The organism is Oerskovia sp. NPDC060287 (assembly GCF_042726775.1).
Classification (GTDB): Bacteria; Actinomycetota; Actinomycetes; order Actinomycetales; family Cellulomonadaceae; genus Oerskovia; species Oerskovia merdavium.
The window spans coordinates 1-15,999 of record NZ_JBHXBO010000090.1 but is presented as its reverse complement, the minus strand read 5'-3'; the positions used below and the strand labels follow the sequence as shown (position 1 = coordinate 15,999).

General features: G+C 71.7%; 15 protein-coding genes. 11 read left to right on the top strand and 4 right to left on the bottom strand.

Going from position 1 to position 15,999, the window contains the following annotated elements:
- The first annotated feature begins 133 nt into the window (after positions 1-133).
- Entirely contained in the window at positions 134-2,410 is a 2,277-nt protein-coding gene (locus ACFWFR_RS10035; RefSeq protein WP_377622761.1) for a glycoside hydrolase family 127 protein, read from the top strand.
- Positions 2,407-4,467 carry an OmpL47-type beta-barrel domain-containing protein gene (locus ACFWFR_RS10030; RefSeq protein WP_377622759.1) on the top strand — a complete coding sequence of 687 codons (2,061 nt, stop codon included), beginning with the start codon at positions 2,407-2,409 and terminating at the stop codon, positions 4,465-4,467. The genes ACFWFR_RS10035 and ACFWFR_RS10030 overlap by 4 nt, the downstream gene beginning before the upstream one ends.
- 196 nt (positions 4,468-4,663) lie before the next feature.
- Here the strand turns inward: ACFWFR_RS10030 and ACFWFR_RS10025 are convergent, their stop codons facing one another.
- On the bottom strand, positions 4,664-5,692 hold the full coding sequence (locus ACFWFR_RS10025; protein WP_191804515.1) for an Abi family protein: 1,029 nt from the start codon (positions 5,690-5,692) through the stop codon (positions 4,664-4,666).
- Between the two features lie 153 nt (positions 5,693-5,845).
- On the opposite strand from ACFWFR_RS10025, the gene ACFWFR_RS10020 reads away from it, so the two are divergent.
- The 5 genes from ACFWFR_RS10020 (at position 5,846) to ACFWFR_RS10000 (ending at position 9,643) form a co-directional block, all read left to right on the top strand.
- Entirely contained in the window at positions 5,846-6,499 is a 654-nt protein-coding gene (locus ACFWFR_RS10020; protein WP_377622757.1) for a TetR family transcriptional regulator, read from the top strand.
- Positions 6,486-7,262: an ABC transporter ATP-binding protein gene (locus ACFWFR_RS10015; RefSeq protein WP_377622755.1), complete on the top strand. Its 777-nt coding sequence runs from the start codon at positions 6,486-6,488 to the stop codon at positions 7,260-7,262. Before ACFWFR_RS10020 ends, ACFWFR_RS10015 begins: the two co-directional genes overlap by 14 nt.
- Positions 7,263-7,354: 92 nt before the next feature.
- Positions 7,355-8,086, top strand: a complete 732-nt coding sequence (locus ACFWFR_RS10010) for an ABC transporter permease (RefSeq protein WP_354509501.1) — start codon at positions 7,355-7,357, stop codon at positions 8,084-8,086.
- A 135-nt stretch (positions 8,087-8,221) separates the two neighbouring features.
- Positions 8,222-8,698, top strand: a complete 477-nt coding sequence (locus ACFWFR_RS10005; protein ID WP_377622754.1) for a hypothetical protein — start codon at positions 8,222-8,224, stop codon at positions 8,696-8,698.
- 339 nt (positions 8,699-9,037) lie between these two features.
- A complete protein-coding gene (locus ACFWFR_RS10000) occupies positions 9,038-9,643 on the top strand; it encodes a hypothetical protein (RefSeq protein WP_377622752.1) in 606 nt (201 codons plus the stop codon).
- A gap of 48 nt (positions 9,644-9,691) precedes the next feature.
- Here ACFWFR_RS10000 and ACFWFR_RS09995 read toward each other — a convergent pair whose 3' ends face one another.
- Together ACFWFR_RS09995 and ACFWFR_RS09990 are read right to left on the bottom strand one after the other, a co-directional pair.
- A complete protein-coding gene (locus ACFWFR_RS09995; RefSeq protein WP_056649726.1) occupies positions 9,692-10,363 on the bottom strand; it encodes a TrkA family potassium uptake protein in 672 nt (223 codons plus the stop codon).
- A gap of 72 nt (positions 10,364-10,435) precedes the next feature.
- Positions 10,436-11,812 (bottom strand): TrkH family potassium uptake protein, encoded by a 1,377-nt coding sequence (locus ACFWFR_RS09990; RefSeq protein WP_377622750.1) that lies wholly within the window; start codon positions 11,810-11,812, stop codon positions 10,436-10,438.
- 271 nt (positions 11,813-12,083) lie between these two features.
- Here ACFWFR_RS09990 and ACFWFR_RS09985 point away from each other — a divergent pair, with 271 nt between their 5' ends.
- A complete protein-coding gene (locus ACFWFR_RS09985) occupies positions 12,084-13,280 on the top strand; it encodes an acetoin utilization protein AcuC (protein ID WP_377622748.1) in 1,197 nt (398 codons plus the stop codon).
- A gap of 233 nt (positions 13,281-13,513) precedes the next feature.
- A complete protein-coding gene (locus ACFWFR_RS09980; RefSeq protein WP_003792170.1) occupies positions 13,514-13,612 on the top strand; it encodes a 30S ribosomal protein bS22 in 99 nt (32 codons plus the stop codon).
- Between the two features lie 141 nt (positions 13,613-13,753).
- On the opposite strand, the gene ACFWFR_RS09975 is transcribed toward ACFWFR_RS09980, so the two are convergent.
- A complete protein-coding gene (locus tag ACFWFR_RS09975; protein WP_056649733.1) occupies positions 13,754-14,563 on the bottom strand; it encodes an HAD family phosphatase in 810 nt (269 codons plus the stop codon).
- 105 nt (positions 14,564-14,668) lie between these two features.
- Here ACFWFR_RS09975 and ACFWFR_RS09970 point away from each other — a divergent pair, with 105 nt between their 5' ends.
- Together ACFWFR_RS09970 and ACFWFR_RS09965 are read left to right on the top strand one after the other, a co-directional pair.
- Entirely contained in the window at positions 14,669-15,028 is a 360-nt protein-coding gene (locus ACFWFR_RS09970; RefSeq protein WP_318244570.1) for a glutaredoxin family protein, read from the top strand.
- Positions 15,029-15,114: 86 nt separating this feature from the next.
- Positions 15,115-15,828 (top strand): redox-sensing transcriptional repressor Rex, encoded by a 714-nt coding sequence (locus tag ACFWFR_RS09965; RefSeq protein ID WP_377622746.1) that lies wholly within the window; start codon positions 15,115-15,117, stop codon positions 15,826-15,828.
- Positions 15,829-15,999: the final 171 nt, after the last annotated feature.

Sequence of the window (15,999 nt, the reverse complement as noted above, 5' to 3'; positions counted from 1 at the left end):
GCCCAGGACAGGGCCTGACCGGCAGTGGGCGAGGTTTCCCTCCTGCGCCCGTCGTCTGCTCGATGCCACCGGCGGTCAGGTCGTCACAGCACCACCCGCACCATGAAACGAACTCGATGAGGAGTGACACGACATGTCTGAGCACGACTCGACCTACTCGCGCCGATCCGTCCTGCGGCTCGGCGCGCTGACGTTCGGGGCCGCAGCCGGTGCTGCGACCCTCGCCGGAGCAGGAGGGAACCTCGCGGTCGCGGCACCAGCCGCTGCCGCACCGGCACCGTTCGTCAACCCCGCCCCGCCGGTCAGCCGGCGCTTCCTGCAGTCGCTCGACCGCAGTGTCGCCCTCGACGGATGGACGGCGCAGCCGTTCTCGATGTCGCAGGTGACGCTCGAGCCGAGCGTCTTCACGCGGGCGCAGGACCAGGCGCTCAACCTTGCCCGGGTCTACCCGGTCGACCGGATCCTCGCGGTCTTCCGTCGGACCGCGGGGCTCGACACCAAGGGGGCGAGCGCTCCGGGCGGCTGGGAGGGCTTCGGGCACGCCAACGAGGACGCCTGGGGACCCGACGACTACCCGGGGCGCGCGAACACCCAGACCGCGAACCTGCTGCGCGGCCACTACGCGGGCCACTTCCTGTCGATGGTCGCGCTCGCCTACGGGAGCACGGGCGAGGCCGTCTTCAAGGACAAGGTGGACGCGATCGTCGCGGGGCTGGGCGAGGTCCAGGCCGCGCTCGCAGCCACGGGCCGCTACAGCCACCCGGGCTTCCTCGCCGCGTACGGCGAGTGGCAGTTCAGCCAGCTCGAGAAGTACGCACCCTACGGAGAGATCTGGGCGCCCTACTACACGTGCCACAAGATCATGGCCGGGCTGCTCGAGGCCTACCACCTCACGGGGTCGGCCCAGGCCCTCGAGATCGTCACGTCGATGGGCGAGTGGGTCCACAGCCGGCTCAGCAAGCTCCCCGCGGACCAGCTCGAGCGCATGTGGGCCATCTACATCGCGGGCGAGTACGGCGGCATGAACGAGGTCATGGCCGACCTCCACCAGATCACGGGCCGCGAGGACTTCCTCGCGACCGCGAAGCTGTTCGACCTCAACGCGCTCGTCAACGCGTCCGCCGCGGGTACCGACACGCTCAACGGCAAGCACGCCAACCAGCACATCCCGCAGTTCCCGGGCTACCTCAAGGTCTACTCGCACACGCACGAGCAGAAGTACCTCGACGCCGTGAAGAACTTCTGGGGCATGGTCGTCCCGGGGCGCACGTACGCGCACGGCGGCAACGGCGAGGGCGAGCTGTGGGGCCCCGCGAACACCGTCGCGGGAGACATCGGCACGCGCAACGCCGAGACGTGCGCGACCTACAACATGCTCAAGGTCTCGCGGCTGCTCTACTTCCACACGCTCGACCCGAAGTACATGGACTACTACGAGACGGGCGTGCTCAACCACATCCTGGGCTCGCGGAAGAACGCCGAGTCCTCGACGAGCCCCGAGGTCACGTACATGTACCCGGTCCACCCCGGGGCACGCCGGGAGTACGACAACACGGGCACGTGCTGCGGGGGCACGGGGCTCGAGAACCACGTCAAGTACCGCGACTCGATCTACTTCCGGTCGGCCGAGGACGCCCCGGGCAACCCCGTGCTGCACGTCAACCTGTACGTCGCCTCGACGCTCGACTGGTCCCAGAAGGGGTTCGAGATCGTCCAGCAGACCGAGTACCCCGAGGTCGGGGCGAGCACGCTCGTGGTCAACGGCTCGGGGCCGCTCGACCTGCGGCTGCGCGTCCCGCGCTGGATCCAGCGCGGGTTCGCCGTGAAGGTCAACGGCGTGGCGCAGGACCTCGAGGCCACACCCGGCACCTACGTCACGGTGAGCCGCACGTGGACGAGCGGTGACCGGGTGGAGATCTCGATGCCGCTCTCGCTGCGCGTCGAGCCCACGATCGACAACCCGTCGATCCAGGCACTGCACTACGGACCGGTGGTCCTGCTGGCTCGGAGCTCCGCCACGAAGTTCCTCAAGCTCTCGCTCTACGCGAGCATGCGCCTGGACGGGAGCCTGGACACCGCGGCCAAGGCTCTCGGGGACAACGTGTTCCAGCTCGGCGACCTGACGTTCGAGCCCGCGTACTCGGGCGGCAGCGCGCTCTACCACATGTACTTCGAGCGCTCCGAGCCCAAGATCGTGTTCGCGGGCACCGACTCGGGCGTGGCCAACGCGCGCCGCGCCAACGGCACGTCGTTCCTCGACGTGGTCTGGGCAGGGGGCTCGTTCGCGGACCGCGCGGCGTTCCTCGCGACGGTCCAGCGCACGGCCGAGACCTTCGTGTCCGAGGGCCTGCTGACGCGTCGGGACAGCCAGAAGGTCCTGGTCGCGGCGGGCAAGGCGAAGATCGCGTGAGCGCCCACGCAGGGCGCCGCGACGCGGCGCCGGACACCACGCACAGGCACGACGGAGCGGGCCTGCGGGCCCTGGGACGAGGGACGGTCATGGCGCGAGCAGGACGAGGGCGGGCGGTCGGGTTCTCCCGTCCGCGACGATGGACGGCGGCGACGCTCGCGGGCGTGCTCGTGGGTGCAGGGGCGCTGGGAGGCGCAGGCATCGCGGTCGCCGCGGGCGGAGCGCCGCTCCCTGCCGTGACGGCGGCCGCCGAGGCTCCGGCCAACGTGGCGCTGCTCGGCACGCCCGAGGCGAGCTACACCGCGAGCTGGCACGCGATCGACGCGGTCAACGACGGCGAGGTCGCGCACACCGGCTCGTACGACAAGGCGTGGGCCACGTGGGACGGCAACCGCCCGGCGACGCAGTGGCTCGAGTACGCGTGGGAGGCGCCCGTCCGGGTCGACCGCTCGGTCCTGTCCTTCTGGTCGGACGGCGAGGGGGCCAACGGCGACAACGTCCGGGTCCCCGGGTCGTGGAAGATCCAGTACTGGGACGAGGCGAGCTCGACGTACAAGGACGTCGTCAACCCCAGCGCGTACGGGACGGCGCGTCTCGCGCCGAACGAGACGACCTTCGAGCCCGTGACCACGACCAAGGTGAGGGCGACGTTCGACGCGCTCAAGGGCGCGACGGTCGCGACGTACTCAGCGGTCGGCGTCACCGAGTGGGAGCTGTGGGGCACGGGCGGCACCGAGGAGCCCGAGCCCGTCGACCCGAACGCGCCCATCGACGTCTCGCCCGTGCACGTCCCCACGCTCGTCGGCGAGCTGCCCGATCTGCCAGGGGACGTCGACGCGATCTACGAGGACGGGCGCGTCGCGTCCGTCGCGGTCGACTGGGACGACGTCACGGCCGAGCAGGTCGCCGAGAAGGGGAGCTTCGGCGTCTCGGGAGTGGCGGCGGGGATCGTCGAGCCGGTCCAGGGCACGGTCTACGTGCGCGACGGCGAGCCCGGCGACGTGACCGAGGTCGACTACGTGAGCGTCGTGACCCTCGCGGGGACCGCACCGGTCCTGCCCGCGAACGTCACGGCCGCGTTCGAGGACGGCTCGCGCGACAGCCGCACGGGGGTCGAGTGGGACGCCGTCGAGCCGTCGCAGTACGCCGAGGCGGGAGAGCTCTTCTTCGTGGAGGGCGACGTCGAGGGCACCGACCTGCCGGCCGAGGCGACCGTGTTCGTCGTGGCCCCGGACGACGCCGAGGACTCCATCGCGCCCACGGTCTTCCTGTCGGTCGAGCCAGGTCCGGCGACCTCGGGCTGGTACGTCGAGCCCGTGCGCGTCACGGTCGCGGCGAGCGACAACCGCGACCCGGCCCCCGCGGTCGAGGTCTTGGTCGACGGCGGTGAGTGGGCCGCGTACACGGGCCCCGTCACGGTCGACACCGACGGCGTGCGCACGGTCGCGGCCCGCGCGACCGACGCGTCGGGCAACGTGGGCGAGGCGACGCGCGAGCTCAAGGTCGACGCCACCGCACCCGTCACGGTCGCGACGGTCAAGAACCTCGGGTCGAGCGTCGAGGTGACGCTCACCGCGACGGACGCCGGGTCGGGCGTGGACCGGATCCAGTGGGAGGGCCCGGGCACGTTCTGGGGCACCTACCAGGAGCCGTTCACGCGTGCCCTGACCGAGGAGCCGCAGGTCATCGAGTTCGCGGCGACCGACGCCGCGGGCAACCAGGAGGTCCGTCAGCGGATCGAGCTGCCCGCCCTGGGCGAGCCCGAGCCTGACCTGGTGGTCGAGGTGTCGGCGACGGCGAGGTGCGTGGCGGGCAAGGTCACGGTGTCGGTGCGTGCGGTGAACGGTGAGGACGTGCCGGTCGACGTGAAGGTCGCCTCGGCGTTCGGGTCCAAGTCGTTCACGGGGGTGGCGCCGGGCAAGTCGGCGTCGCAGTCGTTCGCGACGCGTGCGGGCTCGGTCGACGCCGGCGTCGTCACGATCACCGCGAGCACGACGGGCGCCTCGCCCGTCACCGCCACGTTCGAGGCGCCGTACCCGGCCCTCGACTGCGGGTGATCGCCTGACCCCCTGACCGCCGCGGGGCGAGGCGGTGCTGTCTCGTCCCGCGGCTGCCCCGCGCCGTGCCGGTGCGCCGGGGCCCACGCCCGGCCTGCCGCGACGTCTCCTTGCGTCGCGGTGGGCCGGGCGTCGTCGTCCCTGCTGCCCGACGGCGCAGCGCACCCGTGAGCGCGGGACACCTGATGTGTACTGCTCACGCCCCGGCGTCGGGCTGCGGTATCCGCCACAGGTCGAGCGACGACCAACCTGCAGGTATCCCGAGCGAGGCGATCGTCAGGTCCGGTGACGAGGGGAAGGTGTCGATCAAGGTGACGAGACGGCGACTCCAACCTGCGTCCGTGTCGATCGATCTGAGGAGGTAGGCGATCACCGCCAGAGCGTTGTACACGGAGAAGGAGCCTTTGGACGTCTCGTCAGCGCGTAGATGGTCGAGGAGTGGAACGACCCCGACCTTCGGCCGACTCGGGGCGTGCTGCAGCTTTCGGTTGTAGAGGCGCGCGTGATGTGCCGCAACGTTGCGCACGTAGTTCACGCTTGCGAGCCAGCTCGCCATCAACCTCTTCGTCGGAACTCCGAACTCTCGGGCGATCTCCTCCGCGTCCTCGTCCCTGAGCCCCTGGTACAAGCGGGAAAGGTGGCCAAGCTCGAGGATCTCGGTGAGCGCCCAGATCGGCATCCGGCCGCCGTAGTTCTCCCGGAAGTGCGCGACGAAGGTCTCGTCCGACCGGTCGCGTCGATCAGCGACGCGCTGGAGCCACTCTGCGTGCTTGCCGGGTCGCGTCCTCCAACCGGTCGTCCGGTCCAGCTGATGCTCCACGAACGTCGGGAGGAACGTCTCCGGATCGAGGTGTGCGAATGCGGATCGGCGCCCGAGGACGTAGCCGATACGCATGCGGAACGCGACCTCGATCCGCTCGACACCGTCCATCACGAGCAGACGCAGCGAACGATCCAGGTCGATCACCTCGGCGATGTGGTCGATCGACGCGCCAGGCTTGTAGCCCTGCAGAACCCGAGTTCGAACCTTGCCATTCTCGTCGATGTACTGTTCCGAGCTGCGCAGCGGGTAGAGGTACCCCGTGATGCGGTAGTAGCCGATGGCGCAGAGGAGGGCCGCGGTGCGGTCACGCGGATCGACGTCGACCCCGCGCCCGTCGAGTTTTTCGATCTGCTGATCGAGCGACAGCCACGGCTTGGTGTACTCGTTGGTGTACTCGCCCATCGCGCCCCCCAGCGGCAAGAAAATCAGCCCGCCGCCATTCGGCGACGGGCTGATCGTGATGCTGCGAGACTACCTGCTGCTCGTGTCACCGTCCAGAGGCGCGGAGCGCACCCGTGAGCGCCGGTGCGCTCCGTCGTCGGGCAGAATCGAGGCATGAGTGCTGGTGCGGTACGGCGGGGCCGACGGCCCGCGGGCAAGGACACCCGGGCGTCGATCGTGGCCGCGGCGCGCGAGGAGTTCGCCGCCAAGGGGTACGACGCCGTGAGCATGCGCGGCGTGGCGCGCGCGGCCGGGGTGGACCCCGGACTGATCCGGCACTACTTCGACGGCAAGGGCGAGCTCTTCGCGGCCTCGCTCGTCCCCGCGGGGGCAGACCCGCAGGTGCTCGCAGGCCGGTTCGCCGAGGGCGGTCTCGAGGGCCTGGGGGAGCGCCTCGCGCGCACGGTGCTCGCGGTCTGGGACGCACCCGACGGGCAGGTCCAGCTCCGGCTCGTGCTGTCCGGGCTGCTGTCCGCCGACGGGCACGTGCAGGAGCTGCCGCGCTACCTCCAACGGACGGTGTTCGACCAGGTCGCCGCGCTCCTGCCGCGCGAGGTCGCGGGGAGGCGTGTGGGCCTGGTCGCGAGCCAGGTGCTCGGGGTGCTGGTCACGCGTCATCTGCTGCACCTCGAGCCGGTGGCGTCGATGTCGCCCGAGGAGCTCGTGCGATCGATCGCCCCGACGATCCAGCGCTATCTCGAGGGTGCGGACGAGGGTCTTGCGCCGGGCACCCACGAGGAGCACAATTCCTCACATGGGGAATACTGACCCGGTCATCAGCGTCCGCAGCCTCCGCGTCGACCGCGGCGGGACCACCGTCCTGCACGGGCTCGACCTCACGGTGCCGGACCGCCAGGTCGTCGGGCTGCTCGGACCGAGCGGCAGCGGCAAGACCACGCTCATGCGTGCGCTCGTCGGGGTCCAGCAGATCACGGACGGGGAGGTCGAGGTCCTGGGCCGGGCGGCCGGAGACCCCGTGCTGCGGCGCCGCGTCGGGTACGTGACCCAGTCGCCCAGCGTCTACGCGGACCTCAGCGTGACCGAGAACCTGCGCTACTTCGCGACGATCCTGGGCGCGGGGCCGCGTGACGTCGCGCGCGTGACCGACGCCGTGGACCTCGCGCGGCACGCCCGGCGCCGGGTCGGCACGCTGTCGGGCGGCGAGCGGTCGCGCGTCTCGCTGGCCGCCGCGCTGCTGGGGGACCCGCAGCTGCTCGTGCTCGACGAGCCGACCGTCGGGCTCGACCCAGTCCTGCGCCGCGACCTGTGGGACCTGTTCGCGCGCCTGCGCGACGCCGGGACCTCGCTGCTCGTGTCCTCGCACGTCATGGACGAGGCGACGCGCTGCGACCGGCTCCTGCTCCTGCGTGACGGTCGCCTGCTCGCGGACGACACCCTGCCGGGCCTGCTCGAGCGCACGGGCGCCCACGACGTCGAGCACGCGTTCCTGCGGCTCGTGGAGGAGCCCGCCGGCCCCGACGGCGCAGCGGCCGTCAGGAGTCCACGTCACCTCGGAGGGGAGGCGTCATGAGCATGCACGACGCACGGGAGGCGAGCACGCTCGCGGCGGGGACCGCGGTCGACCACGAGCACGCGGCGGCGGCCAGCCGCGCACCACGCGCCCTGAGCCCCGGCCTGACCCTCGCGACCGCGGGCCGGGTCCTGCGGCAGATCCGCAACGACCCGCGCACCATCGCGCTGCTCGTCGTGCTGCCGTGCGTGCTGCTGGGACTCATCGCCTGGATGTTCGACGGGACGCCCGTCCTGGACCAGTTCGGCCCCATCCTCGTGGGGCTGTTCCCCATGATCATCATGTTCCTCGTCACGAGCGTGACGACGCTGCGCGAACGGCAGTCCGGGACGCTCGAACGGCTCATGACCATGCCGCTCGGCAAGGGCGACTTCGTGGGCGGCTACGCGCTCGCGTTCGCGCTCCTCGCGACCGTGCAGGCCCTGGTCGTGGTGGCGTTCGCGGTGTGGGTGTGCGGCATGGACGTTGCCGGGCCCGTGGGCCTCGTGGTGCTCGTCGCGGTGCTCGACGCGATCCTCGGGTCGTGCCTGGGGCTCGCGGCCTCGGCCCTGGCCCGCTCGGAGTTCCAGGCCGTGCAGCTCATGCCCGTGGTCCTGTTCCCGCAGCTCATCACGTGCGGCCTGCTCATGCCGCGCGACGAGATGCCCGCGGTGCTCGAGGCGATCAGCCGGGTGCTGCCCCTGACGTACGGCGTCTCGGCGCTCCAGGACGTGGCCGCAGGCGGTGGGTTCGCGGACGTCCGCGGTGCCGTCGCGGTCATCGTCGGGTTCATCCTGGGGGCGATCGTGCTGGGGACGCTCACCCTGCGGCGCCGGACGGCCTAGCGTCGCCCCACGTGCGGGGCGCCTCACGTCGAGCTCAGAACCGCCCGCCTCGTCTTCCGCGCTCCCCCCAGACGAATAGTCTCGGGCCGAACTGTGTAGTCTCAGCCCACACACGGTCACGATGGGGGAGCGTTCATGCGAGGAAGCAAGGCGGCCGGGGCTTCGGCTCTGGTACTGGTGGCTCTGACGATGGCGGGCTGCAGCGGGGAGGGCAGTGCCGCCCTTCCCGAGCCCACGGGAGAGGTTGCTCAGGTCGACGCACCCGAGGACGGGGCGCAGGACGCTGCCGCGTGCGCGGCGGTCTCCGACGTGATGACGATCGTGGAGAACGCAGACATTGCTCTGAGCGAGGGCCGCATGGCCGCCCAGGAGCAGCAGGGCTGGTACGAGGTCGCGACCGATGTGCTGCACCGCATCCCCTCGGGCGGCGACAGTGCCGTGAGCCTGGGGGTCGCCGACCTGCAGGCCACCGTCCCTGCGGTCGAGACCTGGCCCAGGACCGAACCCACCGTCATCAGGTCGGACGCCTGGAACGATGCGCTCACCACGCTCGACGCGCCGTGCCTCGAGGTGGACTCCGAGCTGACCATCGGCGTCTTCACCGGCGGCTGAGGCTTGCTGTCCGCTCCGGGAGTCCTCGTCGACGGCCGGCTCCCTTCGAGGACCTGGGGCTGACACAGCCTGAGGTGTACCCGGCCAGGTGGTGGTCCACGTCGAGCTGTCGGCACGAGGACCTCCTGGGCCCGCCCGCGCCCTGAGAGCCCTCTGCCCCCGCCGTCTTCCACGGCTCGTCGACCGGCTACCACGGTTCACCGAATCTCACCCGCTGAGGCGCCCGCACGGGGCCCGAGACGTGGGAGGATGGGCGCGCTCGGGGGCGCGAGGCGACAAGGGAGTGCGCAAGTGCGGATCGTGAACCCGCGGGCTGGAGCCCGCACGTTCGCAGGGGCTGTGGCAGGACTCGTGATGGTCGGCGGGATCGTCCTCGGTGGGCTTCCCGCGGTCGCGGCCCCACCCGTCCCGGTCGGGGACCACGGACCGGAAGGCGTGAGCCTCCAGGTGGGCATCACGGGGATCACCCCGCTCTCGGTGGTCGACGCGGTCGCGGAGAACCCCGTGCCGGGCGGGACGCTCGTCGTCCGCGGCCAGGGATTCGTGCCTTTCGTGACGTACGACGTGCACCTCCACTCGACGCCCACGTTCCTCGGGACCGTGACCGCGCGCGCGGACGGGACCATCGAGCTCGTCACGACCATCCCGCTCTCGACGCTCCCCGGCCCCCACTACGTCGTGGTCACCGACCCCCTGAGCGGTGCGTCGGTCCGGTCGGCGTCGTTCGACGTCCGCAGTGCTCCCGGCGGCGGCACCGACGGCAGCGGAGGCACGGGCGGCGGGACGACCACGGGCAACGGCACGACGGCCGAGGGGACCTCGCCCGGCAAGGTCCCAGGCCCGTTGGCCTCGACCGGCGTCACGGTCGCCGGCACCCTGGCCGTCGCAGGAGCCCTCGTCGCGGGGGGCGCGGCGCTCAGACGCCGCCGGACCCGCGCGAGCTGAGCGGCGCCGTCGGGCGTCCTGAACGGTGGACCGGGCGTGGCCCCGTGACTACGGCCGCGCCGCGAACCGCTCGAGCAGCTCGGCGTGCCCCGAGACGATGAGCAGGTCGTTCGCGGAGATGCGCGTGGTCGGCTCGGCGTACACGAAGTCCTGACCCGGCGACTTCACGCCGATGATGGTCACGCCGTAGCGGTCACGGACCTTGGTCTGCTCGATCGTGAAGCCCTGCGTCTCCTTCGGGGGACGCATCTTGACGATCGTGAAGCCGTCCTCGACCTCGATGTAGTCGAGCAGCTTGCCCGAGACCAGGTGCGCGACGCGGCTGCCCGCGTCGGCCTCGGGGAACACCACGTGGTGCGCGCCGATGCGCTGCAGGATGCGACCGTGCTCGGCAGAGATGGCCTTGGCCCAGATCTGGGGGGTGCCCAGGTCCACCAGGTTCCCCGTGATGAGCACGCTCGCCTCGAGCGAGGTGCCCACGCCCACGACCGCGACCGGGAAGTCGCGCGCGCCGAGCTGTTCCAGGGCGGTCGGGTTGGAGGCGTCGGCCTCGACGAGCGGGATGCGGCCCGACCACTGCGCGATGAGCTCGGGCGACCGCTCGACCGCGAGCACGTCCTGGCCGAGCCGGTCGAGGGTCGCCGCGATCGCGGACCCGAACCGGCCGAGACCGATCACGAGCACGCCGGCATTCTTCTCGGGGGCCTTCTTGTCGGGCACCTGGGGGACCTTTCGTCAGGAGGCGCGGTCCGGCAGCGAGCCGGGGCCGCACCAGGGAGCGGGGAGGCGGGGTCAGCCGATGATGGGGCGTTCCTCGGGGTAGCGGATGACGCGGCGCCGGTCGCGCAGCGCGAGCGCGGCCGCGAGCGTCATGGTCCCGGTGCGCCCGATGAACATGAGCACGACCAGGACGTACTTGCCGGCGGTCGGGAGGTCGGCCGTCACGCCCGTCGAGAGGCCCACGGTCGCGAACGCGGAGATGGTCTCGAAGAGGATCACGTCGAGCGTCCAGCCCGTGATCTCGAGCAGCAGCAGGCTCGCGACGAGCACGGCCGTCGCGCCGATGAACGACACGGCCACGGCCAGGCGGAGGGTCTCGCGGGGGATGCGTCGACCGAACGCCTCGAGGTCGCGGTCGCCGCGGGCCTCGGACACGATCGCGAGCAGCATGACCGCGAGCGTCGTGACCTTGATGCCGCCCGCGGTCGAGGCGCTGCCGCCACCGACGAACATGAGCGCGTCCGTGATGAGCCAGCTCGACTCGTGCATGCCGTTGATGTCGATCGTCGAGAAGCCCGCGGACCGGGGCATGACCCCGGCGAACAGCGAGGCGAGGATCTTCTCGTTGAGGCTCAGCGGGCCCAACGTCTTGGCGTTGGTCCACTCGAAGGCCGCGAACAGGACCACGGCCACCACGACCAGGACCGCGCTCGTGGTGAGCGTCAGTTTGGTGTGCAGGTTCCACTTCGAGGCGCGGCGCCGGTTGCGCATGATGTTGAGGATCACGGGGAAGCCCAGCGAGCCGATGAACACGCCGATGATGATCGGCATGAGCAGCATCCAGTCGCCCACGTAGGGGGTCAGACCCTCGGCCGTGGGGATGAACCCCGCGTTGTTGAACGCCGAGATCCCGTAGAACAGGCCGTGCCAGGCGGCCTCGCCGAAGGTCTCCTCGAGCACGATGAAGCGCGGCAGGAGCAGCAGCGCGATGAGCAGCTCGATGCTGGTCGACGTGATGACGACGACGCGGATCAGCGAGCCGACCTCGCCGAGCCGGGTCGTCTTGGTCTCCGAGGCCGTGAGCAGCTTCTGCGTCAGCCCGATGCGCCGCGAGACGGCCATGCCCAGGATCGAGGCGAGCGTCATGACGCCCAGGCCACCGATCTTGATGCCCACGAGGATCACGACCTGCCCGTACGTGGACCAGTAGGTTCCCGTCGGGACCACCACGAGGCCCGTGACGCACACGGCCGACGTCGCGGTGAACAGCGCGTCGATCAGGGGCGCGGACCTCCCGGACGTCGTGGCCCACGGCGCCATGAGGAGCAGCGTGAACAGCGAGATCACCGCGGCGAAGACCGTGACCGCGAGGCGGGCCGGTGAGTGGCGGGCGAGGCGGTCGACCAGCTCGCGCCCTGCGAAGAAGCGCCCGGAGACCCCCTGGGGCATCGGTCCTCCGTCTCGCTGTCCGTGCGTCCTCGTCCGGGTGGACGAGCGGCGGGGCGTGCCCTGCGGGGCCGTCCGGTCGCCGTGCGTGCCGATGTGTCGCCCAACTCTGCCACAGGACGGGCCCTGCCCACCGGCTGAACCGCGTGGCGCCGTCGGGCCGCGCGGGCGATACCGTGTTTCCTGCCGGCTGCCGAACGCACTCTCGCGTCGCGGTACGGGCCGTGCGACGGAGCACCCGTCGCACGGACGAGACACCGAGCGAGGAGCGCACGTGACCGGAACCGACACCGTGCCGTTCGTCGCGCAGGTCGTGTGGAGCCCGGACCTGCTCGGGTACGACTTCGGGCACGGGCACCCCATGTCCCCGACGCGCCTCGACCTGACCATGCGCCTGGTGCGCGCGCTGGGCCTGCTCGACGCCCCGGGGGTCGAGGTCGTCGGGACGTCCCCGGCCACCGACGAGGTGCTCGACCTGGTGCACGACCCGGCGTACGTCGCCGCGGTCCACGCGGCCTCGGAGCAGGGGGTGGAGAACGCCTCGCTGGGGCTGGGCACCGAGGACGACCCGGTGTTCGCCGGGATGCACGAGGCCGCAGCACGCATCCTGTCGGGCTCGTACGAGGCCGCGGGGGCCGTCTGGTCGGGGCACGCGCTGCACGCCGTGAACATCGCGGGGGGCATGCACCACGCCCAGCGCGGGGCCGCGTCGGGCTTCTGCATCTACAACGACGCGGCGGCCGCGGTCCGTCGCCTGCTCGACGACGGCGCCCAGCGCGTCGCGTACGTCGACCTCGACGCTCACCACGGCGACGGGGTCGAGTCGATCTTCTGGGACGACCCGCGCGTCCTGACCGTCTCGGTCCACCAGAGCGGCGCGACGCTCTTCCCCGGCACGGGGCACGCGACGGACACGGGTGGCGCATCGGCGTCGGGCACCGCGGTCAACCTCGGCCTGCCCCGACGGACCGACGGCTCGCGCTGGCTGCGGGCCGTCGACGCGGTCGTCCCGCCCGTCCTGCGCGCGTTCCGGCCGCAGGTGATCGTGTCCCAGCACGGCTGCGACGCCCACGGGCACGACCCTCTGAGCGACCTCGACGTGAGCATCGACGCCCAGCGCGCGGCCGTGCGGTGGATCCACGAGCTGGCGCACGAGCTCGCCGAGGGGCGCTGGGTCGCCCTGGGCGGCGGGGGCTACTCGGTCACGTCGGTCGTCCCGTTCGCGTGGTCGAACGTCGTCGCGGAGGTCGTCCACGCGCCCGTGGCGCCGTCCACGCCCGTGCCGGCCGCCTGGCGCGACCACATCACCGCGGTCGCGCACCGCGAGACCGCCCGGCTCATGGGGGACGGCGAGGTCGCGTTCACGTCCTGGGGGCGCGGGTACGACCCCGAGGACGAGGTCGACCGTGCGGTCGTCGCGACGCGCAAGGCCGTGTTCCCCCTGCTGGGGCTCGACGCGCAGTTCGACTGAGACGGGTCGAGGACACCTCCTTGGCCGGCGCAGGGCACGCGCCGAGCACGCGTCCGTCCGGGGGCCGCGGCACGTGCCCGACGACGTCACCCGCGCTCGATTTCTGGCGACCGGCAGGGAGCAGGTAGTCTAAGGGACGGACTTTTTCTCGTGTTGGTCGGTTCCCGATCAGCCGTGGACCACCATGATCGGGGCGATCCCGATCGCACACCGATCCAGCATTGTGAGGACCCATGGGCTCCGTCATCAAGAAGCGCCGCAAGCGTATGGCCAAGAAGAAGCACCGCAAGCTGCTTCGCAAGACGCGCCACCAGCGTCGTAACAAGAAGTAGCAGCGCGGCGCGGTCACGCGCCTGCTGCCGCAGGAGCCCGGAACCCTCAGGGGTGCCGGGCTCTTCGCATGTCCGGGTGTGGGCGTGCCCGACCAGGCTGCGGAGGTCCGGCGTCGCGGCCTGCTCCTGGACCGCGGGGGGTCAGAGGCCGGTGCGGCCCTTGAGCGAGCGCCGGATCGAGCGCATGACGAGCCCGAGGACCCAGGCCGCCCCCGCCCAGCTCGCGGTCTTGAGCCCGCGGTTCGCGACGCGTCGGCGCCTGCCGCGGAACTCGCGGATGGGCCATCCGACGTCCTTGGCGTGGCGGCGCAGGCGCGTGTCGGGGTTGATCGCGCACGGGTGGCCGACGGCCTGCATCATGGTCACGTCGTTGAGCGAGTCGCCGTAGGCGTAGGAGGCCGAGAGGTCGATCCCGTGACGCTCGGCGAGCTCGCGGACGCCCGCCGCCTTGGCCCGGCCGTGCATCATGTCGCCCACGAGGCGGCCCGTGTAGAGGCCGTCCTCGTGCTCGGCGACCGTGCCGAGCGCCCCGGTCGCGCCGAGCCGCCGGGCGATGAGCTGACCGATCTCCAGAGGGGTCGCGGACACGAGCCACACCTGGTGGCCGGCCGCGATGTGCTCGTCGAGGAGCTTCTGGGTGCCGGGGAAGATCCGCAGCGAGAGGACCTGGTCGTAGACCTCCTCGCCGATCGCGACGACCTCGGCGACCGAGCGGCCCGCGATGAGGTCGAGGGCGCGCGAGCGGACCTGGTCGATCTGGCGCTTGTTCTCACCGAGCAGGAGGTAGCGGGCCTGGTGGAACGCGAACGTCACGAGGTCCGGGGTGGAGAAGAAGCCGCGCTGGTACAGCGCACGGGCCAGGTGGAACGAGCTGGCGCCCCGGATGATGGTGTTGTCGACGTCGAAGAAGGCCGCCGTCGGATGGGTGGACCCAGGTGCAGACGTCGGCATGCCGTCCACTCTATCGGCGCCCGCCGACGCCCGCCGACGACCTGTGCTCCTCAAGACGCCGACGACCGGGACGGCCCTTCTGTCCGGGATGCGTAGGCTGGGGGAGTGAGCACCGCAGAACCTGCCGCCGGACATGCCGCAGGACGAGACGCTCGACCCGACGCCGGGCCCGAGGGACTCGCCCCGGCCGAGACCTCTGGCGCCGCGCCACCGCGCGTCGTGCTCTACGGGCGCGAAGGGTGCCACCTGTGCGACGCGGCCCGCGAGACGGTCGAGGCCGTGTGCGCCGAGCAGCAGGTCGCGTGGGCCGAGGTCGACGTGGACGCGGACCCGACCGGCGCGCTCGCGTCCGAGTACGGCGACTACGTCCCGGTCGTGACGGTCGACGGGGTCCAGCAGGGGTTCTGGCAGGTGGACGGCGCACGGCTCGCCAGGGCGCTCGCGCGGCGGCGCGTCAGCGGCTGACGCTACGCGTTCGGGCCCAGAGCCTGAGATGATCCGAGACAGCAGCACAGCGAGGTCGTCAACGACGACGACATGACGAGGTATGGGTGGTACGAGTGGCAGAGACCCTGGGGGACACCGGTATTCCGGGCGCGACGGTGGCACGCCTGCCCGCCTATCTGCGGGCCTTGCGCGACCTGGAGGGGCGCGGCGTGGAGACCACGTCGTCGACCGAGCTCGCCGAGCTGGCGGGGGTCGGGTCCGCGCAGCTCCGCAAGGACCTGTCCTTCCTGGGGTCCTACGGGACGCGCGGTGTGGGGTACGTGGTCGACTCGCTCGCGACCTACATCACGTCGGCGCTGGGCGTGACCGACGAGCACCGGATCGCGATCATCGGTATCGGTAGCCTCGGTCATGCGCTCGCGAACTACTCGGGCTACGGGACCAGGGGCTTCGAGGTCGCGGCCCTGCTCGACGCGTCGCCGTCGGTCGTGGGCACCGAGGCGGCCGGCCTCGTGGTCGAGCACGTCGACGCGCTCGAGGAGGTCATCGTGCGCGAGAACGTCACGATCGTCGTCCTGGCCACGCCCGCGCACGTCGCGCAGGACGTCGCCGAGCGCGTGGTCGAGGCCGGGGTCCGCGAGATCCTCAACTTCGCGCCGCGCGCCCTCCAGCTGCCCGACGACGTGATCGTGCGCTCGGTCGACGTGGGCAGCGAGCTGCAGATCCTGGCCTTCCACGCGCAGGCCCGGGCGCTCGCGAACCGGCCTCCCGCCGAGGCGGGCCCGGATCTCGACGAGGACGAGGGCGCCGGAGCCTAGGGCGCGACCGCAGGTGGTGGGCCGCCCGTCGGGGGCGGGCCCCGCCGTCGGGCCCGCGAGCCCCCGGACAGCACAGGAGCCGGCGACCCGTCACGGGTCGAGGCGGATCCGCGGGCGGCCGAGCGGAAGCTGTGGGAGGGCGTGCGCTGAGGCCGTGCGGCGGGACGGGCC